16 protein-coding genes are annotated in these 22,165 nt (G+C 70.6%); 7 read left to right on the forward strand and 9 right to left on the reverse strand.

Annotated elements, in window-relative coordinates; translation table 11 throughout:
- Nucleotides 1-5: 5 nt before the first annotated feature.
- From ACF07B_RS18245 to ACF07B_RS18255, 3 genes are read right to left on the reverse strand one after another with little or no spacing between them, the layout of a single operon-like run.
- The gene (locus tag ACF07B_RS18245) at nt 6-917 is read right to left on the reverse strand and encodes an ABC transporter ATP-binding protein (RefSeq protein WP_362403912.1); all 912 of its coding nucleotides are present in this window, start codon (nt 915-917) and stop codon (nt 6-8) included.
- Nucleotides 914-1,819 (reverse strand): ABC transporter permease subunit, encoded by a 906-nt coding sequence (locus ACF07B_RS18250; RefSeq protein ID WP_362403910.1) that lies wholly within the window; start codon nt 1,817-1,819, stop codon nt 914-916. Before ACF07B_RS18250 ends, ACF07B_RS18245 begins: the two co-directional genes overlap by 4 nt.
- Nucleotides 1,809-2,771 carry an ABC transporter ATP-binding protein gene (locus ACF07B_RS18255; RefSeq protein ID WP_384233145.1) on the reverse strand — a complete coding sequence of 321 codons (963 nt, stop codon included), beginning with the start codon at nt 2,769-2,771 and terminating at the stop codon, nt 1,809-1,811. The genes ACF07B_RS18250 and ACF07B_RS18255 overlap by 11 nt, the downstream gene beginning before the upstream one ends.
- 256 nt (nt 2,772-3,027) lie before the next feature.
- Between ACF07B_RS18255 and ACF07B_RS18260 the strand changes: the two genes are divergently transcribed.
- From ACF07B_RS18260 to ACF07B_RS18285, 6 genes are all read left to right on the forward strand, one after another.
- The gene (locus ACF07B_RS18260; RefSeq protein ID WP_392179629.1) at nt 3,028-3,870 is read left to right on the forward strand and encodes a M24 family metallopeptidase; all 843 of its coding nucleotides are present in this window, start codon (nt 3,028-3,030) and stop codon (nt 3,868-3,870) included.
- On the forward strand, nt 3,867-5,636 hold the full coding sequence (locus ACF07B_RS18265; RefSeq protein ID WP_392179630.1) for an SDR family oxidoreductase: 1,770 nt from the start codon (nt 3,867-3,869) through the stop codon (nt 5,634-5,636). Before ACF07B_RS18260 ends, ACF07B_RS18265 begins: the two co-directional genes overlap by 4 nt.
- A 249-nt stretch (nt 5,637-5,885) precedes the next feature.
- Nucleotides 5,886-6,830, forward strand: a complete 945-nt coding sequence (locus tag ACF07B_RS18270; protein WP_392179631.1) for a MerR family transcriptional regulator — start codon at nt 5,886-5,888, stop codon at nt 6,828-6,830.
- Nucleotides 6,831-7,084: 254 nt separating this feature from the next.
- Entirely contained in the window at nt 7,085-7,633 is a 549-nt protein-coding gene (locus ACF07B_RS18275) for an RNA 2'-phosphotransferase (RefSeq protein ID WP_392179632.1), read from the forward strand.
- Between the two features lie 116 nt (nt 7,634-7,749).
- Nucleotides 7,750-8,652, forward strand: coding sequence for an LLM class flavin-dependent oxidoreductase (locus ACF07B_RS18280; RefSeq protein WP_369481943.1), 903 nt, complete (start codon nt 7,750-7,752; stop codon nt 8,650-8,652).
- Between the two features lie 104 nt (nt 8,653-8,756).
- Entirely contained in the window at nt 8,757-9,644 is an 888-nt protein-coding gene (locus tag ACF07B_RS18285; RefSeq protein ID WP_392179633.1) for a Cof-type HAD-IIB family hydrolase, read from the forward strand.
- Nucleotides 9,645-9,709: 65 nt separating this feature from the next.
- Here the strand turns inward: ACF07B_RS18285 and ACF07B_RS18290 are convergent, their stop codons facing one another.
- From ACF07B_RS18290 to hisC, 6 genes are all read right to left on the reverse strand, one after another.
- On the reverse strand, nt 9,710-10,753 hold the full coding sequence (locus ACF07B_RS18290) for a peptidoglycan DD-metalloendopeptidase family protein (RefSeq protein WP_392179634.1): 1,044 nt from the start codon (nt 10,751-10,753) through the stop codon (nt 9,710-9,712).
- A 170-nt stretch (nt 10,754-10,923) separates the two neighbouring features.
- Nucleotides 10,924-12,633, reverse strand: coding sequence for a GAF domain-containing protein (locus ACF07B_RS18295; protein ID WP_392179635.1), 1,710 nt, complete (start codon nt 12,631-12,633; stop codon nt 10,924-10,926).
- A gap of 175 nt (nt 12,634-12,808) precedes the next feature.
- The gene (cydD, locus tag ACF07B_RS18300; protein ID WP_392179636.1) at nt 12,809-16,336 is read right to left on the reverse strand and encodes a thiol reductant ABC exporter subunit CydD; all 3,528 of its coding nucleotides are present in this window, start codon (nt 16,334-16,336) and stop codon (nt 12,809-12,811) included.
- A 60-nt stretch (nt 16,337-16,396) separates the two neighbouring features.
- Entirely contained in the window at nt 16,397-17,404 is a 1,008-nt protein-coding gene (gene cydB / locus ACF07B_RS18305; protein ID WP_392179637.1) for a cytochrome d ubiquinol oxidase subunit II, read from the reverse strand.
- A gap of 20 nt (nt 17,405-17,424) precedes the next feature.
- Nucleotides 17,425-18,933, reverse strand: coding sequence for a cytochrome ubiquinol oxidase subunit I (locus ACF07B_RS18310; RefSeq protein ID WP_392179638.1), 1,509 nt, complete (start codon nt 18,931-18,933; stop codon nt 17,425-17,427).
- Between the two features lie 424 nt (nt 18,934-19,357).
- Nucleotides 19,358-20,434, reverse strand: a complete 1,077-nt coding sequence (hisC, locus tag ACF07B_RS18315) for a histidinol-phosphate transaminase (protein WP_392179639.1) — start codon at nt 20,432-20,434, stop codon at nt 19,358-19,360.
- 476 nt (nt 20,435-20,910) lie between these two features.
- On the opposite strand from hisC, the gene ACF07B_RS18320 reads away from it, so the two are divergent.
- On the forward strand, nt 20,911-22,023 hold the full coding sequence (locus ACF07B_RS18320; protein WP_369481951.1) for a LacI family DNA-binding transcriptional regulator: 1,113 nt from the start codon (nt 20,911-20,913) through the stop codon (nt 22,021-22,023).
- The last annotated feature ends 142 nt before the right edge of the window (nt 22,024-22,165 follow it).

The following is a 22,165-nucleotide window of genomic DNA, read 5'->3' on the forward strand; positions in this document are numbered from 1 at the left end:
GCCTCCTACGCCGCGACAAGATACGAGAAGACGGATTCCAGCGACTCGTCGGACGGTGACACCGTCAGCAGCCGGATGCCGTGCTCGCGCGCGACCTTCGGCAACAGGGCGGTGAACCGGCCGAAGTCGACGGCCTGGATGCGCAACGCGCCTTCGGCGAGGTCGACTTCGATGCCGGAGGTCGACGGGTCGGCGATGAGTGCGGCGGCCAGTGCCCGGTCGTCGCTGGAGCGGACCAGGTAGCGGTGCGGGCGGTCGGTCATCAGCCGGCGGATGCGCCGGAAGTCACCGCTCGCCGCGTGCCGTCCGGCGACGATCACCTCGATGTGGGCGGCGAGTTGCTCCACCTCTTCGAGGATGTGGGACGAGAACAGCACGGTGCGGCCCTCGTCGCCCATGCGGCGCAGCAGATCCATGAGCTGCATGCGCTGGCGCGGGTCCATGCCGTTGAACGGCTCGTCGAGGAGCAGCAGCGAGGGGTCGTGGACCAGCGCGGACGCCATCTTCACGCGTTGGCGCATGCCCTTGGAGTACGTGGAGATCTTGCGGTCCTGCGCGTACTGCATCTCGACGGTGGCGAGGGCGCGGTCGGCGGCCTTCGCGCCGAGGCCGTGCAACTCGGCGTTGGCGACGACGAATTCGCGTCCGGTGAGGAAGTCGTACATCGCCTCGCGCTCGGGGACGATGCCGATGTGCCGGTAGATGTCCTCGTTGCGCCAGGTCGGCCGGCCATCCAGGGTGACGGTGCCCGTGGAGGGTGCGAGGAAGCCGCCCATCATGTTGATGAGGGTGGACTTTCCGGCGCCGTTCGGGCCGAGCAGGCCGGTGACGCCGGGACCGATCGTCATCGTGATGTCGTTGACCGCCACCACGTTGCCGAACCAGCGTGAGACGTGGTCGATGTTGAGCGTGGTCACAGCCCGACCTTTCGGTAGCGGCGCATCATCAGGCCGTAGCAGCCCGCGATGAGACCCAGGACGACGATGAGGTAGACGACGCCCTGCCCGGACGACGGGCCCACCTCGCCGGGGAAGGCGGAGGAGGCGCCGAGGAAGGCCGTCTGCACTCCGTCGATGAGCGTGATCGGCGAGAAGAGCCCGAGCCACGGGACGGCTCCGCTGCTGGAGCGCTCGAAGGCGATGGCCTGAACGGTGGAGACCGCGCCGTAGGAGATGGTCAGGGCGGCGATGACGGCCGCGATGCCGAAGCCGCGCCGCGGGGTGATCGCCGAGATCACCAGGCCGATACCCGCGAAGAGCAGCGAGAGCAGGGCCACGGAGAGCAGCCCCTGTCCGAAGCCCTTGCTCTGGTCGGAGAAGTCGAGCTTGGCCAGCAGCGCGCCCACGTAGAGCACGATCAGCGGGGCGGCCGTGAGGATGAACAGCGCCGAGGCCAGGGCCGCGTACTTGGCGCGCACGTAGTCGGCGGTCTCGATGGGGCGGGAGAAGTACAGCGGGATGGTCTTGAAACGCAGGTCCCGGGAGACCGCCTGGGGGCCCTGCGAGGCGACGTACAGGCCGATGACCGCCTGCATGATCACCGCGTAGCGCGTGTAGTCGACGGGCAGGTCCTTCGCCTTGGTGGCGACCGCGACCGCCACCATGATCAGCGCGGGGACGCACATCACCACGAAGAGCAGCATCGGCAGGACCTTGGACTTGACCGAGCGGCCGAGTCCGTAGGCGCCGCGCAGGGACTGCGAGTAGAGGGAGCGGCGCGCGTAGGCGCGGCCGAGGCGCGGGCCGTCGTAGGTGCGATAGCCGATGTTGTGGATACGGGTCTGTTCACCCGGCTGGGTGAGGGGGTGCTCAACCGCCATGGCCGACCGCCTCCTTCCGCTGATCGTCGCTCTCGGTGAAGACCTCGGCGATGTGGTGTCTGCGCTGTTCCATGCGGACCAGCCCGAGGCCGAGGTCGGCGACCACGTCGCGGACGAGGTCGTAGGTGTCCTCGCTCTCGGTGGTGAGCAGCAGGATGTGCCCGGCGCCCGGCAGTCCGCCACCGTCGTGGGTCTCGATCCCGCGCGCGTGGAGCACCTCGCGGACGGCGCTCGTGCCGTCCGGGTATTGGTCACTGTCGGTGACCTCGATGGCGAGGGTCGTGGTGGTCTTGGTGAAGTCCGTGGTGGAGCTGGAGCGCAGCAGCTTGCCGCCGTCGACGACCACGACGTGGTCGCAGGTGCGTTCCAGTTCGCCCAGGAGGTGCGAGGTGACCAGGACCGAGATGCCGAAGTCCGTGTGGATGCGGCGGATCAGTCCGAGCATGTCGTCGCGGCCGACCGGGTCGAGGCCGTTGGTCGGTTCGTCCAGGAAGACCAGCTGGGGGTCGTGGACGAGGGCCTGCGCGAGTTTGACGCGCTGCTTCATGCCCGTCGAGTAGCCGCCGATGGGGCGGTAGCGCTCCTCGTACAGACCGACATGGCGCAGGGTGTCCGCGGTGCGCTCGCGGGCCGCGGCCGGCGGCAGCCCGGACATCCGCGCCATGTGGACGACGAACTCGGTGGCCGAGACGTCGGGCGGCAGGCAGTCGTGCTCGGGCATGTACCCGACCCGCTCGCGGATGGCGGCGCCCTCGGTGGCGACGTCGAGGCCGAGCACGTGTGCGCGGCCCTCCGTGGCGGGGGACAGACCCAGCAGGATCTTGATCAGTGTGGACTTGCCGGCTCCGTTGGCTCCGACGAGTCCGGTCACACCGGGCCCGACGTCCACGGAGAGCCGGTCAAGCGCGGTCACCCGGGGGTACCGCTTGCTCAGGCTTTCGGTCGCGATCACAGTCACGATTCGAAGGTAGTGGCGCAGACCACAGGGGTCGTCAGCCCACGGAGGTGGATCCGCGTCAGCCTCCAGTCGTACGGGCCCGTAGGGGTCACTCTCAGGTACGGCAACCGGAGGGGCTACCGGACCCGCCGGGTCGGTTGTCCACAGGCTCCCACGGTCCTATTGACGCAGCCTCTAACAACTGTCACATTCGCCAGTGTCACGTTACGGGCACGTACCGCAGTCGGTGCGGACAGGGTGGGGCGGTGGCATGACGACGGCGATGACGGGCGGACTCTCGGCGGAGCTGCGGGGGTTCAGAGAGGTCCAGCGTCTGGCGTACGCGTGCGCGGAGGCGGTCGCGGCGCAGCTGAAGCCCGGCGTCACGGAGCGGGAGGCGGCGCGCATGCAGCGTGTGTGGCTGCGGGAGCGCGGGGTGCGGGACTGGTTCCATCTGCCGTTCGCCTGGTTCGGTGACCGCACGGCCTTCACCGGCTTCCGGATCCCGCTGCAGTTCTTCCCCACCGACCGCCGTCTGGAGCCGGGGATGCCCTTCATCCTCGACATGGCTCCCGTGCACGAGGGCTTCACCGCGGACATCGGCTATTCGGGCTCGCTCGGTCTGAACCCCGTGCAGGACAAGCTGCTCGCCGATCTGGAGGCGCACCGCGAGCTGATCCTGCGCGAGGTGCGCGAGCGGCGGCCCCTGCGGGAGATCTATGAGGACGTGGACCGGCTGATGGTCCGCCAGGGCCACGCCAACCGGCACCGCACGTATCCGTTCGGCGTGATCGCGCACAAGGTGGACCGGGTGCGGGAGCGTTCCTGGTCGCCGCGTCTGTTCGGGTTCGGCGTCCAGTCCCTGAAGGGGCTGGCGAGCGACGCGCTGCGCGGGCACCGGGAGGGCTGGTCCCCGCTGTGGTCGCCGTACACCTTTTCCGACCACCCGCCCCGGCCGGGGCTGTGGGCGGTCGAACCGCACCTCGGTTTCCGGGGTACGGGCGCGAAGTTCGAGGAGCTCCTGGTCGTCACGGACTCCCGGGACCCCGAACAGAGCGCGTTCTGGCTCGACGACGATCTGCCGCATGTGCGGCGCTGGGCGGAGGACAAGTGAGTCTCGTGGGCGCGCGCGAGCGCCGGGTGCGGACGGGCGGGGTCGACCTGTGTGTCGCCGAACTGGGTGACGACAGACAGCCGACCGTGGTGCTCGTGCACGGCTATCCGGACTCCAAGGAGGTGTGGTCCGAGGTCGCCGTGCGGCTCGCCGACCGCTTCCATGTCGTGCTGTACGACGTGCGGGGGCACGGCCGGTCGACGGCACCGCGGCCTCTGCGCGGCGGCTTCACCCTGGAGAAGCTGACCGACGACTTCCTGGCGGTGATCGACGCGGTCAGTCCCGGCGGGCCGGTGCACCTCGTGGGCCACGACTGGGGTTCGGTGCAGTCGTGGGAGTTCGTCACGGTCGCCCGGACGGAGGGCCGCATCGCGTCCTTCACGTCGATGTCCGGTCCGTCCCTCGACCATTTCGGCCACTGGATCAAGCGGCGGGTGCGGCGGCCCACCCCGCGCAGGATCGGCCAGCTCCTCGGCCAGGGCGCCAAGTCCTGGTACGTGTACATGCTGCATACGCCGCTGCTGCCCGAGCTGGCCTGGCGCGGTCCCCTGGGCAAGCGGTGGCCGAAGATCCTCCAGCGGATCGAGAAGGTGCCCGCGGGCGACTATCCGACCCCGTCGCTGCCCTCCGACGCGGCGCACGGCGCGTGGCTCTACCGCGACAACGTCCGGTCCCGGCTCGGCCGCCCCCGCGAGGACGCGTACGCGCACGCGCCCGTGCAGCTCATCACGCCTCTGGGGGACGCCTTCCTCTCCGAGCGGCTCTATGACGAACTGGAGAAGTGGGCCCCCGACTCGGTGCGCCGCACACTCCAGGCCAAGCACTGGGTCCCGCGGACCCGCCCCGACCAGCTGGCGGCCTGGATATCCGGGTTCGTCACGGCCAACGAGGGCCGCGAGGCCGGAGTGCCCACGCCCGAGCCGGTGGCATCCGGCCGGTACGGGGACCGGTTCGGCGGGCAGCTCGTGCTGGTCACCGGCGCCGGCAGCGGCATCGGGCGGGCCACCGCGTTCGCGTTCGCCGAGGCCGGCGCGCGGGTGGTGGCCGTCGACCGGGACGCGGAGGCGGCGGCCCGCACGGCGGAGATGTCCCGGCTGATCGGCTCGCCCGAGGCCTGGGCCGAGACGGTCGACGTCAGCGACGAACAGGCGATGGAGAAACTCGCCGACAAGGTCGCCGCCGAGTACGGCGTGGTGGACGTGCTGGTGAACAACGCCGGTATCGGTCTCTCCGGCTCCTTCTTCGACACCACGGCGGAGGACTGGAGGAAGGTCCTCGACGTCAACCTGTGGGGTGTGATCCACGGCTGCCGGCTCTTCGGGAAGCAGATGGCCGAGCGCGGGCAGGGCGGCCACATCGTCAACACCGCGTCGGCGGCGGCGTACCAGCCCTCGAAGGCGCTGCCCGCCTACAGCACGTCCAAGGCGGCCGTGCTGATGCTCAGCGAGTGTCTGCGCGCGGAGCTGGCCGGGCGGGACATCGGTGTCTCGGCGGTCTGCCCCGGCTTCGTCAACACGAACATCACCGCGACCGCGCGTTTCGCCGGGGTCGACGCGGCCGAGGAGAAACGGCGCCAGAAGAAGTCGGCGCGGCTCTACGGACTGCGCAACTACCCGCCGGAGAAGGTCGCCGACGCGATCCTGCGCGCGGTCGTCCGCAACGAGGCGGTGGTTCCGGTGACCCCGGAGGCACGCGGCGCCCACCTCCTGCACCGCTTCGCGCCCCGGGCGCTGCGCGCGATCGCCCGCATGGAGCCGCCCTTGTGAGCAGCGCGGGCCGCCCGCGCCCGGATGCCCGCCGTGCACAACAAGGGTGCCGCCCAGGGATGTCGGGCGGACGTGAGGAGCTCGGCGCGGGCATATCGCGCTCTCCGCGGCGGTCGTACCATCCGTCGCAGGGGGTTGGCCGCTCAGGACCGTCGCGTTTCCGGCCGTGTTCACCCGCGGCGCGGCCGGCGGCGGGGGCGATCGGGCGGGCGGCGGCCTCTCAGGGCCCGGGCCGGGAGGGCGGGAGAGATGAGCGACGAGTCGGGCGGTGTCGCGTACCGCATCGAGGACCTGGCACACCACAGTGGCGCCACGGTCCGGACGATCCGCGCCTATCAGGACCGCGGACTGCTGCCCCGCCCCGAGCGGCGCGGGCGCGCCAATGTGTACGCGGACGCCCATCTGGCGCGGCTGCGGCAGATCGCCGACCTCCTGGACCGCGGCTACACGCTGGCCTCGATCAAGGAGCTCCTGGAGGCCTGGGACGCGGGCCGGGGTCTGGGCGGGATACTCGGCCTGGTCGCGGAGGTCGACGGGCCGTGGACCGACGAGGAGGCCGCCCGGATCTCCCGGACCGAGCTGGTGGAGCGGTTCGGCGGCCGTCCCGACGACGCGGCGGTGGCGGAGGCGGTGGAGCTGGGCGTGCTGGAGCCCGTTCCGGGGGACGAGGACACCTTCCTCGTCCCGAGCCCCCAAGAACTGTCCGCGGCGGTCGAGTTGTACAACTCCGGTGTTCCCCTGTCCGCGATCGCCTGCCACCTGCGGGAGTTGAGGGGGCAGGTCGAACACATCGCCTCCCGTTTCCTCGAGTTCACCACGGAGCACGTCTTCGGTCGGTATCTGGGGGAGCGTCCGCCGAGTGACGCCGAGGCGGCGGAGGCGGCCTCGCTCGTGCGGCGGCTGCGACCTCTCGCGCAGCAGACGGTGGACGCCGAACTGGCGCGGGCGATGCGGCTGTTCGCCACGCGTCACCTGAGCCGGCACCTCGCGGCGGGACAGCTTCCCCTGGAACCAGAAGGCGCGCTTCCGGTGAGAGTGGCCGCCGGGACAATGCGGGCCGTGGAAAGTCTGGTTGGGGTGGAGCACGCGGCGGCTTTCGTGACGGCGGCCACCGAACGGGAGGTACAGGCACGCACGTTGGACCGGCTGGCCGCAAACAACGCTCATCACAGCATTGTTGACGAAATGCCTTAAACGGCACCCACGTTGTCCACAGATTCGTCAATTCACCTGTGGATAACAAGACTTGGCTGTGGATCAAACCTCCGAGCCAAAATCAAATGCGTGATCCGTCTCTCGCCAGGCACGCTGTGAGGATGAAGGACCACACCGATGAACAGCGGCCCGAGCGGACGCGTGACCGACCACGAGCCGGAACGCAGGGCCGAACGGGGGACCTGGCGCATGAGCGGACGGAAGATCGTACGGAACGACGGGCTGATGAACAGATGGATGAAAAGCGCACCGTGAAGGTGTCGAAGTACCTCTCGAAGCATCTGCGCCACCAGCCCGAACGGATCGGACTCACCCTCGGCGAGGGTGGCTGGGTCGAGATCGACGCGCTGATCTCCGCGGCCACCGCACACGGCTTCCGGATCACCCGCGACGAACTCGATCATGTGGTGGCCACCAACGACAAGCGGCGCTTCGCCGTCGAGGGAACCCGGATCCGGGCCAGTCAGGGCCACTCCGTCGAGGTCGACCTCGGACTGCCCCCGGCGACCCCGCCGGCGTACCTCTACCACGGGACCGTGGCCTCCAGCCTGGACGCGATCCGCGCCGAGGGCCTGAGACCCATGAACCGGCACGACGTACACCTCTCGGCCGACCGGGAGACGGCCACCCGCGTCGGCGCCCGTCGCGGCCGTCCGGTCGTCCTCGGCGTGGACGCCGCCGCCATGCACCGTGACGGCCACGTCTTCCGGGTCAGCGCCAACGGCGTCTGGCTGGCGGAGGACGTACCCCCGCGCTATCTGCGGTTTCCCGGCCCGCACTGATCCCCGGCGCCGGTCCGTCCTCATCTCCGGCGCCGGGCCGCACCGGTTCCGGGTCCCGGTCCGCCGGCCGGGCCGCCCTGAGGCGACGACGCCCCGGATCCGTCTACGCTCGACGCATGAGTCTGCGTCTGAGCACCGTGATCCTGCCGTACGTCCGCTGGCACGAGGGCGGGCGTTCCGCATGGCAGCGCGCGGAGCAGCTCGGCTTCCACACCGCGTTCACCTACGATCACCTCTCCTGGCGGACCTTCCGCGACGGCCCGTGGTTCGGGGCCGTGCCGACACTGACCGCGGCGGCCGCCATCACCGAGCGGATGCGCCTCGGCACGCTCGTGACCTCGCCGAACTTCCGGCACCCGGTGACCCTCGCCAAGGATCTGATCTCCCTCGACGACATCTCGAACGGCCGGATCACGCTGGGCATCGGCGCCGGCGGCACCGGTTTCGACGCCACCGCGCTCGGACAGGACCCGTGGACCCCGCGTGAGCGTGCGGACCGCTTCGGTGAGTTCGTCCCGCTGCTCGACCGGCTCCTCACCGAGGACTCCGTCTCCTACGGCGGCAACTTCTACTCCGCGCACGAGGCCCGCAACATCCCGGGCTGCGTCCAGCGCCCCCGGCTGCCGTTCGCCGTGGCCGCCACCGGCCCGCGCGGGCTGAAGCTCGCCGCCCGTCACGGGCAGGCGTGGGTGACGACCGGCGATCCGAAGCTGTACGAGGCGGGCACCCCCGAGCAGTCGGTTCAGGCCATTCGCGGACAGGTCGCCAAGCTCGCCGACGCGTGCGCCGAGATCGGCAGGGACGTGGCGGAGATCGACAAGATCCTGCTCACCGGCTTCACCCCCGACCGGGGCCACCCCCTGGAATCCCTCGACGCGTTCGTCGACTTCGCGGGCCGGCACGCCGAACTGGGCCTCACCGACATCGTGATCCACTGGCCGATCCCCGACTCGGACTTCGCCGCCGACCCGAAGGTCTTCGAGCGGATCGCCATGGAAGCGGTGGCCCAGCTGCGCTGAACCGAGTCTCCGCGCCCCACGGGGTCCGGCGGGGCGGGGCGGCCGGGGTCGGATGAGGCGGTAACCACTCAAGTGTGCGGACCGCCGCACGGTCGTGCGCATATATGCGGGAGAATGAGCCCGTGACCTCAGCGACTCGCCGGCCCGAGACCCCGGCCTCCACCGTCCCGCCCCGGCTGATCGCCACGGACCTCGACGGCACCTTGTTGCGTGACGACAAATCGGTGTCCGCCCGCACGATCGCCGCCCTCGCCGCCGCCGAACAGGCCGGCATCGAGGTCTTCTTCGTCACCGGCCGCCCGGCCCGCTGGATGGACGTCGTCAGCGACCACGTCCACGGGCACGGCCTGGCCATCTGCGGCAACGGCGCCGCCGTGGTCGACCTGCACGGCGGCCCCGGCGCCCACCGCTTCGTCAAGATCCGCGAACTGACGACCGACATCGCGCTGGACGTCATCCGGATCCTGCGTTCCGCCGCCCCCGGCACGGTGTGCGCCGTCGAGCGGACGTTCGGCCTCCACCTCGAACCGGGCTACCCCCTCATGCACATGGAGCCCCCGGAGATCGTCCTGCCCGCCGAGAAGCTGCTCGCCGAGGACGCGCTGGACGCCGATCAGCCGGTGCTGAAGGTGCTCGCGTTCCACCCGGAGATGGACCCGGACGAGTTCCTCGCCGTCGCCCGCCCGGCCATCGGCGACCGGGCCAACGTGACCCGGTCGAGCCCCAGCGCCCTGCTGGAGATCAGCGGCCCCGGCATCTCCAAGGCCAGCACCCTCGCGCTGTGCTGCGCCGAGCGCGGTATCGCGCCCGAGGAGGTCGTCGCCTTCGGCGACATGCCGAACGACGTCGAGATGCTCACCTGGGCCGGCCGGTCGTACGCCATGGGCAACGCCCACCCCGCCGTGATCGCCGCCGCCTCCGGGCGCACGGTCGCGAACAACGAGGACGGGGTGGCGGTCGTGATCGAGCAGATCCTGGCAGCCCGCGCGTAGCGTCCGCCGGCACGGCCAGGTCCTCCGGCCCGTCCACCGGAGGACCTGGCGGCCAGGGACAGCCCTCAGACGACGACCCCGCGCCCGGCCAGCCAGGGAACCGGGTCGATCGCCGATCCCATGTCCGGCGTCACCCGCACCTCGAAGTGCAGATGCGGGCCGGTCGAGTTGCCGCTCGTACCCGACTGCCCGATCCACTCCCCGGTCGAGACCAGCTGCCCCTGATCGACGGCGACGGCCGCGAGATGCGCGTACTGCGTGTAGTAGCCCCCGGGGTGCTCGACCACGACCTCGATGCCGAAGGCGCCGCCGCAGGACACCTTCACCACCCGGCCCGCCCCCGCCGCCCGCACCGGGGTGCCGATGGGCACCGCGAAGTCCTGGCCCGTGTGCCGGTGCGCCCAGTGCTCACCCCCGCTGCCGAACCCCGCGGAGAGTTCGTACGTCTCCACCGGCGCGACCCACGCCTGGGTGAGCGCCACCGGCGGCTGGTCGAGACGGACCGCCCCACGGCAGGAACCGGCCGCCACGGAAGCGTCCGCCCGGCTCTGCAACGCCGACCGCGCCTCGTCGAGCTTCGCCTCGATGGTCCGCTTGACCGCCGCGAGTTCCTCGGTCCGCTTCTCCAGCACGTGCCACTCGGAGCGGGCCCTCGCCTCGCCCGCGGCGAGCCGGCCCTCGGCACGCCGGCTCTTCGTGACGGCCCCGGCGACGGCCAGATCGGCCCGCCGCACGGCATGCTGACCGCGCATCAGACCGTCGGGGTCCTTCGCGAACAGGATCTGCGCCGTGTACGGCAGTCCGCCGCCCTGCCGGTACTGGGCACGCACGATACGGCCCAGGTCCTCGTGCAGGACCGCGATCTCCGCGCGCTCCTGCACGAGGAGGCGCTCCGCCCGCTCGGCCCGGCCACGCTGCGCCTCGGCGTCCTGCCGCCCCGCCTCGTACTGTCCGCTCGCCACGGAGGCGTCCTCGTACAGCCGCGCCACCTGGGCGCTGATGTCGAGGTCCGCGCCATCACCCTCGGCCTCCGCCGGCCGGGCCGCGAGGATCACGAGAGCGGACAACAGGGCCGGGACGAGCAGGGGATGGCGGCGAGAGGAGCGCATGACAGCGATCGTGGCCCGCGCCCGGTAGCCCGGCCCGCTCAAGGCGTACACCTGGGGGACAGGACGTCACGAATGGCGCAGCGGCAGGACCGAACGGTCCCGTCCCGGCGGGGCCGCCCGCGAACGGGCCACCCGGACATCGCGCGAACAGATCGCCCGCGCAAGGGGATTCAGTGCGGTACCTGCCACACCACCGTCGTACCGCCGCCACCCTCACCGATCCCCGGGCCGTACCAACTCGCGCCACCCAAGGACTCGGCACGCCGCTTGAGGTTCTTCAGGCCACTGCGCCGGCCGCTGTCAGGGATGCCGACGCCGTCGTCCGCGACGGCGAGGCGCACGCCCGGCCGCCCGTCCGGCAACAGGACGTCCGCGTCGACGGAGACCTCGATCCGGGAGGCTCCCGCGTGCCGGAAGGCGTTGGAGAGGGCCTCGCGCAGGGCGGCGATGAGGTTCTTGCCGGTGAGTTCGCCGACCAGCGTGTCGACGGGGCCGGTGAAACGGTGTCCGGGATGGAAACCGAGCGGGACGGCGACCATGTTGATCTCGCGCAGGACACGGGTGCGCAGCCCGGAGGGCGTCTCGGCGGGGCCCTGCCGGAGCGCGAAGATCGCTGTACGGATCTCCTGGATGGTGACGTCGAGTTCGTCGACCGCCCTGCCGACACCCCGCCGCACCTCCGGCACGTTCGACCGGCGCTGCGCGCTCTCCAGCATCATCCCGGTGGCGAACAGCCGCTGGATGACCAGGTCGTGCAGGTCACGGGCGATCCGGTCGCGGTCCTCGTACACCGCGAGCCGTTCCCGGTCGCGCCGCGACTCGGCCATCATCAGCGCCAGGGCCGCCTGCGAGGCGAACTGCGTGGCGACCGTCCGCTCGCTCTCGGTGAACTGGCGTCCGTCGCGGGACCTCGGGGTGAGGAGGGCACCGAGCACCTGACCGTCGCTCTGCAGCGGGAGCATCATGACGGGCCCGTAGGCGTGGGTGAGATCCGTCCGCAGGCGCGGGTCGGCGGACGCGTCCGCCAGGAACACCGGCTTTCCGTCGCGGAGTTCGGTGACCAGTTCGCTCTCCGGCGGAACGACCACACCGAGCGCCTTCGACGGGTGGTCCGAGGCCACCGCGACGACCTCCAGGCCGCCCTCCTCCGCGGGGAGCAGCACGATCCCGGCCGCGGAGCCGGAGAGCCGGCGGGCCTGTTCGGCGACGATCTGCAACGCGTCCTCGGCGTCGCCGCCCGCCAGCAGCGCGGTGGTGACGGCCACCGAGCCGTCGATCCAGCGCTCACGCTGCTGCGCCGCCTCGTACAGACGGGCGTTGCCGATGGCGATACCGGCCTCGGTGGCGAGCACCCGGAGCATGTCGAGGTCGTCGTCGTCGAACGTGCCGCCGCCGCGCTTCTCCGTGAGGTACAGGTTCCCGAAGATCTCCCCCTGCACCCTGATCGGGACTCCGAGGAAGCTGTGCATCGGCGGATGGCCTGCCGGGAACCCGCAGGAGCGCGGGTCGTCGGTCAGGTTCGCGAGGCGCACCGGATCGGGGTCGCGGATGAGCGCGCCCAGCAGCCCCTTGTGGCCGTCGGGCCTGCGCCCGATCCCGCGGGCGGTCTCCTCGTCCACGCCGCACTGGACGAAGTCCGCCAGTCCCTCCCCGCTCTCGTCCACGACGCCGATGGCCGCGTACCGCGCGTCCGTGAGTTCCGCGGCCGTCTCGCAGATGCGGTCCAGCTTGGAGTGCAGCTCCAGCCCCGATCCGACCGACCGCACGGCTTCCAGCAGTCGCGGGACCCGGGCGTCCGGCGCGCCGGTCAGCTCTCCCGGAGCACGGGCCGCAGCGCCCGTGTCGTCACCCGGGACGGGGGAGCTCCTCGCGGCTGACATGCCTTGAGCGTAATGAGTCCCCTTTGTCCGGGAAAGTCGGACGGGTGGCCGGAGACAGCGGACCCGACACAGCCGGCACCTCCCCCGGACGGACGCCCCGGACTCAGCCGGCACGTCACCCGGGCGAACCGCTCCCCCCACGACGGCCGTCGTGCCGCGCTCCGCCCCTGCGGGCTCAGGGAGCCACAGCGCGCACCAGCAGATCCGCGGCGGCCTCGCGTTCCGCCATCTCCCGCAACGGCCCCGCGGCGGCCACCAGCTCGGCGAACACCCCGCGCTGGACGACATGGCCCCGTTCGAGCACGATCACCTCGTCCACCGCGTCGAGCCCGGCCAGCCGGTGCGTGATCAGCAGTGTCGTACGGCCCTCGGTCGCGGCCAGGAGATCCGTGGTGAGCGCGTCGGCCGTCGGCAGGTCGAGGTGCTCCGCCGGCTCGTCCAGGACGAGTACGGGAAAGTCGGCGAGCAGCGCGCGTGCCAGGGCGAGCCTCTGGCGCTGGCCGCCGGACAGCCGCGCCCCGTGTTCGCCGACCAGGGTGTCGAGCCCGTCGGGCAGTCCGTCCACCCAGTCCAGCAACCGGGCTCGTCCGAGCGCGTCGCGCACCTCGGGCTCGGTCGCGTCCTTGCGGGCGAGCAGCAGGTTCTCGCGCAGGGTGCTGTCGAAAACGTACGCGTCCTGGGCGCAGAGCCCGATCAGCCGGCGCACGGCGTCCCCGTCCATCCCGCACGCGTCCGCCCCGCCGAGCGTGTACGTCCCCGCCTCCGGGTCCAGGAACCGGAGCAGGACCTGCGCGAGCGTCGTCTTGCCTGCTCCGGACGTGCCGACCACGGCGATCCGGCGGCCCTTCTCCAGGGTCAGATCGAGTCCGGCCAGCGCGTCCCGGTCCTGTCCGGCGTGCCGGGCCCGGAGCCCGGACACACGGAGCGGGAACGGTGTCGCGGGCGCAGGTCGCGGCTGTTCGGGCTCGCGTACGGGATCGGCGGCGTCCAGCACCTCGTACACGCGCTCGGCGCTCTTGCGCACCCGCTGCCGGTACTGAACGGCGAGCGGCAGTCCCATGACGGCTTCGAATGCGGCGAGCGGGGTGAGGACGACGACGGCCATGAGCACACCGTGCAGTCGCCCGGCGGCGACCGCCTGGGCGCCCACGAGAGCGGTGGCCGCGACGGTGAGTCCGGAGACGAGTGCCGTGAGTCCGTCGCCCAGGGCTGTCGCGGCAGCGGCCCGGGAGGCGATCCTCGTGAGGACGCCGTCGGCCTGCCGCGCCTCGGCGGTACGGGCGGGCAGCGCGCCCGCGACGGTCAGTTCGGCGGTCCCCGTGAGCAGATCGGCCACCTGGGTCGCCAGCGCGCCGCGCGCGGGAGCCAGCCGTCGTTCGGCACGGCGCGCCACGGCGCCGGTCACCACCGGGACTCCGGCCCCGGCCGCCAGCAGACCGACGGCGAGAAGGGCCCCCGCTTCGGGGAGCAGCCAGGCGGTGAACCCGACGGAGGCGGCGGAGACCAGGACCGCGGCTCCGGCCGGCAGCAGCCAGCGCAGCCAGTAGTCCTGGAGAGCGTCCACGTCGGCGACGAGCCGCGACAGCAGGTCACCGCGCCGGGTGGTCCGCAGCCCGGCGGGCGCCAGCCGTTCCAGACGCCGGTAGACGGCCGCCCGTGTGTCGGCCAGCATCCGCAGCACGGCGTCGTGCGACACGAGCCGCTCCGCGTACCGGAACACCGCCCGTCCGATCCCGAACGTCCGGGTGGCCGTCACGGCCACCATCAGATAGAAGACCGGCGGCTGCTGGGAGGCCCGCGAGATGAGCCAGCCGGACGTGGCCATGAGGCCGACGGCGCTCCCGAGAGCGAGGCTGCCGAGGAGCAGGGCGAGCGCGAGCGGCCCACGCCGGGGGGCCGCCATCGCCCGGACGCGGGTGAGCACGCCACCTTGAGCCCGGGGCGTCGTGACGGGGCTTTCGGCGTCCGCCGGGAACATGCCCTCCGGCTCGGCCCCTCGTGTCGGCTGTGTGCCCGTCGGCAGCGCGAGGCCGGAAGCCCCGGCCTCGGGTGCCGGTCGCGTCGCTCCGACCACAGCGGCTTCCAGGCGGACCACCCGGTCCGCGACGTCGAGCAGGGCCGGCCGGTGCACGACCAGCAGCACGGTCCGTCCCACGGCCAGCCGCCGGACCGCCTCGACGACCTCGGCCTCGGTCTCTCCGTCGAGCGAGGCCGTCGGCTCGTCGAGCAGCAGCACGGGCCGGTCCGCGAGGAACGCCCGCGCGAGTGCCAGGCGCTGACGCTGGCCGGCCGACAGTCCGGCGCCGTCCTCACCGAGAAGGGTGTCGGCCCCGGCGGGCAGGGCGTCGACGAACCCTGCCGCACCGGCGTCGACAAGAGCCTGGCGCAGTGCTGCTTCATCGGCGTCGGGTCGCGCCAGGCGGACGTTCTCGGCGATGGATCCGGCGTACAGGTGCGGCCGTTGCGGGACCCAGGCGATCCGCGAGCGCCACTCCGTGAGGTCGGCGTCGGCGAGATCAACTCCCCCGGCGCGGACTCGGCCGGCGGTGGGCTCCACGAACCCGAGCAGGACGCTCAGCAGGGTCGACTTGCCCACACCGCTGGGACCGACGAGGGCGACCGTCTCACCGGGCTCGACCGTGAAGGAGACGTCCGAGACCGCGTCCGCGGAGCGCCCCGGATAGCACACGGTGACGCCGTCGAAGGCGATCTCCCCCGCGGGCACGCGCAGCGAACCGGACCTCGGTGCCGGGGTCTCCAGCACCGTGAAGATGGCCTCGGCGGCCGCGAGCCCTTCGGCGGCGGCGTGGTACTGGGCTCCCACCTGACGCAGTGGCAGATAGGCCTCGGGTGCCAGCACGAGGATGACGAGCCCCACGTACAGGTCCATCTCGCCATGGACGAGCCGCATACCGATGGTCACCGCGACCAGGGCGACCGAGATGGTGGCGAGCAGTTCCAGGGCGAAGGACGACAGGAAGGCGATCCGGAGCGTCCGCATCGTCGCCTGCCGGTACTCGCCGGTGATCTTCCGGATCGACTCGGCCTGCGCCTTGGCCCGGCCGAACACCTTGAGCGTGGGCAGCCCCGCGACCACGTCCAGGAAGTGTCCGGACAGCCGGGACAGCATCCGCCACTGGCGGTCCATGTGACTGCGCGTGGCCCAGCCGATCAGCACCATGAACAAGGGGATGAGCGGCAGCGTGCCGACGATGATCGCCGCGGACACCCAGTCCTCGGTGACGATCCGCGCCAGTACGGCGACCGGGACCACCAGCGCGAGCCCCAACTGCGGGAGATAGCGCGAGAAGTAGTCGTCGAGCGCGTCGACGCCGCGCGTCGCGAGGGCGACCAGGGAGCCCGTCCGCTGGCCGCTGAGCCAGCCGGGCCCGAGCGACGCGGCCCGCTCCACCAGCCGCCCCCTCAGCTCTGACTTGACCGCGGCACTCGCGCGGTGCGCGGCGAGCTCGGTGAGCCAGGCCACCAGAGCGCGCCCGAGCGCCACGGCCGTCAACAGAACCAGGGGGGTACGCAGTTCGGCGGCGGAGAAACCGTGCTGGAAGGCGCCGACCACCACGTCGGCGATGAGCATCGCCTGGGCGATGACCAGGGCCGCTCCGACGACACCCAGCCCCACGACCGCCACAAGAAAACGGCGGGTGGCTCGCGCGTACCGGAGGAGACGTGGATCGATTGGTTTCACGTGAAACACACCTTTGGCCCATCAGGCACGTTTCACGTGAAACATGCCGCTACATCGGATTCAGTGCGACACGTCCACAGCGATGTGGTGCGTGCCGATGCGCTTGCGGAACACCCAGTAGGTCCAACTCTGGTAGAGCAGGACGATCGGCGTGGCGATCACGGCACACCAGGTCATGATCTTCAGGGTGTACTGACTCGACGAGGCGTTGGTGACCGTGAGGCTCCAGTCCGCGTTGAGCGAGGACGGCATGACGTCCGGGAAGAGCGACAGGAAGAGCATCGTGACGGCGGCCACGATGGTCAGCCCCGAGAGGATGAACGCCCATCCCTCACGCCCTGCCTTGACCATCGCCATCGCCGCGACGAGGGCGGCCACGGCCACGATCAGCGCGCCCAGCGACGCGCCGTCACCACTGTCGACCTGGGTCCAGATGAGGAAGACCAGCGCCAGCACGGCTGTCGCCAGGCCGACCCGCAGGGCGAGCTTCCCCGACCGCTCCCGGATGTCTCCCACCGTCTTGAGTCCGACGAACACCGCCCCGTGGAAGGTGAACAGCGTGAGCGTGACCAGACCACCGAGGATCGAGTACGGGTTGAGCAGGTCCCAGAAGTTGCCCACGTACTCGAAGTTCCGGTCGATCTTCACCCCGCGCACGATGTTGGCGAAGGCCACACCCCACAGGAACGCCGGGATCAGCGAGGTCCAGAAGATCGCCGTCTCCCAGTTGCGCTGCCAGTGCTCCTCGGACCTCTTCGCCCGGTACTCGAAGGCGACACCGCGCACGATCAGACAGACCAAGATGATCAGCAGGGGCAGATAGAAGCCGGAGAAGAGGGTGGCGTACCACTCGGGGAAGGCGGCGAAGGTCGCACCGCCGGCCGTGAGCAGCCACACCTCGTTGCCGTCCCACACGGGGCCGATCGTGTTGATCAGCACCCGCTTCTCGGTGCGGTCGCGGGCCAGCAGCTTGGTGAGGATGCCGACTCCGAAGTCGAAGCCCTCCAGGAAGAAGTAGCCGATCCAGAGGACGGCGATGAGGACGAACCAGACGTCGTGAAGTTCCATGACTCAGCAGCTCCCTGAGCCTAGTAGGAGAAGGCCATCGGCTTGTCGGCGTCCTTGGAGTCGCCGCCGATCCTGGTGGGCGGATTGAGGTCGGACTCGGTGAGCTCGGGCGGTCCCGCCTTGACGTACTTCGCGAGCAGCTTGATCTCGATGACGGCGAGGATCGCGTAGATCAGCGAGTAGACGGTCAGCGATGTGATGACCTCGCCCTGCGAGACGGTGGGGGAGACGCCGAACCGGGTCTGCAGAACGCCGTACACGACCCACGGCTGACGGCCCATCTCGGTGAAGATCCAGCCCCAGGAGTTGGCGATCAGCGGGAACGCCAGGGTCCAGATGGCGATGCGCCAGCCCCATTTGGTGAGCTTCGGGCCGAGTGCCTTGTTCTTGAACAGAACCAGATGCGGTGCCTCGTCCTCGCCGACCCTCAGGTGCTGGGGCAGCAAGAACTTCTTGCGGGTCAGCCAGAGTCCGACGATGCCGATCACGAAGGAGGCCATGCCGAAGCCGATCATCCAGCGAAAGGCCCAGAAGGTGACCGGGATGATCGGGCGGTAGTCGCCGGGACCGTACTTCTCCTGCTCGGCCTTGTTCGTGTCGTTGATGCCGGGGACGTACGAGTTGAAGTCGTCGTCGGCGAGGAACGACAGTATCCCCGGGATGGACAGTTCGACGGTGTTGTGACCCTTGCTGACGTCTCCGTAGGCGAAGATCGAGAACGGCGCGGACTCCTGGCCGTCCCACAGGGCCTCGGCGGCGGCCATCTTCATCGGCTGCTGCTTGAACATGATCTTGCCGAGGGTGTCGCCGCTGATCGCCGTGAGCAGACCGGCGATGACGACGGTGATGAGGCCGAGCCGCAGCGAGGTCTTCATGACGGCGACGTGCCGCTTGCGGGCCAGGTGGATCGCGGCGATGCCCACCATGAAGGCGCCGCCCGTCAGGAAGGCCGCCGTGAGGGTGTGGAACGCCTGGGCCAGCGCGGTGTTCTGGGTCAGCACGTGCCAGAAGTCGGTGAGTTCGGCGCGGCCCTTCGCCTTGTTGATCCGGTAGCCGACGGGGTGCTGCATCCACGAGTTGGCCGCGAGGATGAAGTACGCCGACAGGATCGTGCCGATGGAGACCATCCACATGCAGGCGAGGTGGAGCTTCTTCGGGAGCCTGTCCCAGCCGAAGATCCACAGCCCGATGAAGGTGGACTCGAAGAAGAAGGCGATCAGGGCCTCGAAGGCGAGCGGCGCGCCGAAGATGTCACCGACGAAGCGTGAGTAGGCGGACCAGTTCATACCGAACTGGAATTCCTGGACGATGCCGGTGACGACGCCCATCGCGATGTTGATCAGGAAGAGCTTGCCCCAGAACTTCGTGGCCTTGAGGTACTTCTGATTCTCCGTACGCACCCAGGCGGTCTGCAGGCCGGCGACGAGCGCTGCGAGCGAGATCGTCAGAGGTACGAAGAAGAAGTGGTAGACGGTGATAATGCCGAACTGCCATCGCGCCATGGTCTCTGGCGCCAAAGCCAATTCCACGTCGTCAGTCTCCTTACGTCGCCGTGGTCACAGCCGCAGTTTGCCCGGTTCATCGCAGACATCACGGGATCAACAGGACACGCTTGTGAACGCGTTCACATTCACAAGCAAGTATGACGCATGCCCGTTCGAGGGAGGAGGGGCGGGGGGTCCCTAACCGGGGCCGAACGGCCCCGATCCGGGCCCGGCGGCTCTCGGCGGGGCCCCGACCGGGAGGAACCGGGCAGCCCGGGACACCCGAGTGAGGCCCGAAAGTGACGCCCGGACCCACCCGGCCGACGCCCCGCCGCCGCCCCACCGGCACCGCGCACGCCGAGAGGCCCGTACGCGGTCGACGCGTACGGGCCTCTCCGGACCGACAGGCGCATGCCCACCGGGGGACGGACACGTCCGTCCCCCGGTGGGCGGTTGTTCCGCCGGGCGGCTACATCCCCTTGGGAAAGCTCTCGGTCGCCTTCAGGAAGATGTCGTTCGCCTCGGTCTCACCGATGGTGACGCGGACGCCCTCACCCGCGAAGGGACGCACGACGACACCGGCCTGCTCGCAGTGCGCGGCGAAGTCCAGGGTGCGCTCCCCCAGGCGCAGCCAGACGAAGTTGGCCTGCGTCTCGGGCACCGTCCAGCCCTGACCGCGCAGCGTGTCGACCACCCGGGTGCGCTCGGAGACCAGGGAGCCGACCCGGCCGAGCAGTTCGTCCTCGGCCCGCAGGCTCGCCACCGCGGCGTCCTGGGCCAGCTGGCTCACGCCGAACGGCACGGCCGTCTTGCGCAGCGCGGCCGCCACCGGCTCGTGAGCGATGGCGAAGCCCACCCGGAGACCGGCCAGCCCGTACGCCTTGGAGAAGGTGCGCAGCACACAGACGTTGGGCCGGTCACGGTAGATCTGCACACCGTCCGGCACCTCGGCGTCACGGATGAACTCGCGGTACGCCTCGTCCAGGACGACCAGCACATCGCTCGGCACCCGGTCCAGGAACCGCTCCAGCTCGGCCCGGCGGACCACGGTGCCGGTCGGGTTGTTCGGGTTGCAGAGGAAAATCAGCCGCGTCCGGTCGGTGACGGCGTCGGCCATCGCGTCCAGGTCGTGCACCTCGCCCGGGGTCAGCGGCACCTGCACCGAGGTCGCCCCGCTGATCTGCGTGATGATCGGGTACGCCTCGAAGGACCGCCAGGCGTAGATGACCTCGTCACCGGGACCGCTCGTCGCCTGGAGCAGCGACTGCGCGACGCCGACCGAGCCGGTGCCCGTCGCCACGTGGGAGGCGGGGACGCCGAAACGGTCCGCCAGCTCGTTGATCAGCCCCGTGCACGCCATGTCCGGGTAGCGATTGAACGAACCGGTCGCCGAGGCCAGGCTCTCGACCACGCCGGGCAGTGGCGGGTACGGGTTCTCGTTGGAGGACAGCTTGTACGCCACGGCGCCGGCGGCGGCGGGCTTGCCGGGCTTGTAGGTGGGGATACCCGCCAGCTCTGCACGCAGCTTGGGGTTCGTGTCGCTCACCGCAGTCCTCCTCGTGACCACCAGCGGCTCATGACCGCCACCGGCTACTAATACTTCTCACCTTATGAGGATTCCGCGCCGCTGCGAATGGCCTGTGGACAACCTGACACCACCCCGTGCCCGGCCGGGTGATCATCCACGCCCGCCGGCGGCACCGGTCCCGGCTCCCGCCGTCGCACGGCCGGCGGCCGCCCGCGTACGAAGTCGTACGAAAGGGGGCGCGTCGGCGGCTATCACATGCGCCGGTGGCTCGCGCCGTGGCGCGCATCCCTCGTACAGGTGAGTTGAGACCTCTTCGAAACATGGCCCGCTTGGCAGGTCCGCACGCGTCGACAAGTCACGTATTGGGGTGGGATCGGTCAACTACCTTCACTTCAAAGGGAGTTAGCTGCTTTCGATCATGCAGAAACGTGCCTGTCAACGCGCGCATATGCGTCCGCACTACCCCACCGTATGAGCCCTACTATCGGCTCGCCATGACAGCAGCAGGGAAGCACCAGGTGAGCCGGGCGGAGACCTCCCGCCGAGGCGGTCGGCCGAGCCGGGCGGGCATCAGAGACGTGGCCGCGGCGGCAGGGGTCTCCATCACAACCGTGTCCGATGCCCTCAACGGCAAGGGGCGGCTCCCGGACGCCACCCGACGCCATGTCCGCGAAGTCGCCGACCGGCTGGGCTATCGCCCCTCGGCCGCGGCCCGAACCCTCCGTACCGGCAAGTCCGGCCTGATCGGCCTGACCGTCACCACCTACGGGGATGAACCTTTCACCTTCACCGAGTTCGCGTACTTCGCCGAGATGGCCAGAGCCGCCACCTCGGCGGCGCTCGCCCGGGGATACGCCCTGGTCATCCTCCCCGCGACCTCCCGCCACGACGTGTGGTCGAACGTCGCCCTGGACGGAACCGTGGTCATCGACCCGTCCGACCAGGATCCGGTCGTCAGCGAGCTGGTCCGCCAGGGGCTGCCCGTCGTCTCCGACGGCCGGCCCGCGGGATCGCTCCCGGTCACCGCCTGGGTGGACAACGACCACGAGGCCGCCGTCCTCGGCATCCTCGACCACCTCGCCGACGCCGGTGCCCGACGCATCGGCCTCCTCACCGGCACCACCACGGACACGTACACCCATCTCTCCACCACCGCGTACCTGCGCTGGTGCGAGCGCGTGGGCCAGGATCCGGTGTACGAGGCCTATCCCGCGCACGATCCGTGCGCGGGGGCGGTGGCGGCCGACCGGCTCCTCGCCCGGCCCGACCGCCCGGACGCCGTCTACGGCCTCTTCGACCCGAACGGCACCGACCTGCTGGCCGCCGCCCGCCGCTACGGTCTGCGCGTACCCGACGACCTGCTGCTGGTGTGCTGCAGCGAGTCGACCGTCTACGCCAGCACCGAGCCGCCCGTCACGACCCTCTCCCTCAAACCGCGCAGAATCGGCACGGCCGTCGTCCAGCTGCTGATCGACGCCATCGAAGGGGTCGAATCGGACCAACCCGTCGAGCAGGTGATACCGACGGAGCTGATCGTGCGGACCTCGTCACAGCGCCGGCAGCCCCGGACGACCGTCAGTCCGCCCCGATCACCCGAGCAGGGCTGAGGCCCGATCCGAATTGGGCGGGGCGAGCCCCGCCCAATTCGGGCGAAAACCGCGGTGAACTGGGCTCCTGTTCCGATTCACCACCCCTGGGTCATCACATGGCGCGATCCGCATTCCTATGATGGGCGGACGACACCGCGGG

Origin of the sequence: Streptomyces sp. NPDC015532 (assembly GCF_043078065.1) — a bacterium.
GTDB lineage: Bacteria > Actinomycetota > Actinomycetes > Streptomycetales > Streptomycetaceae > Streptomyces.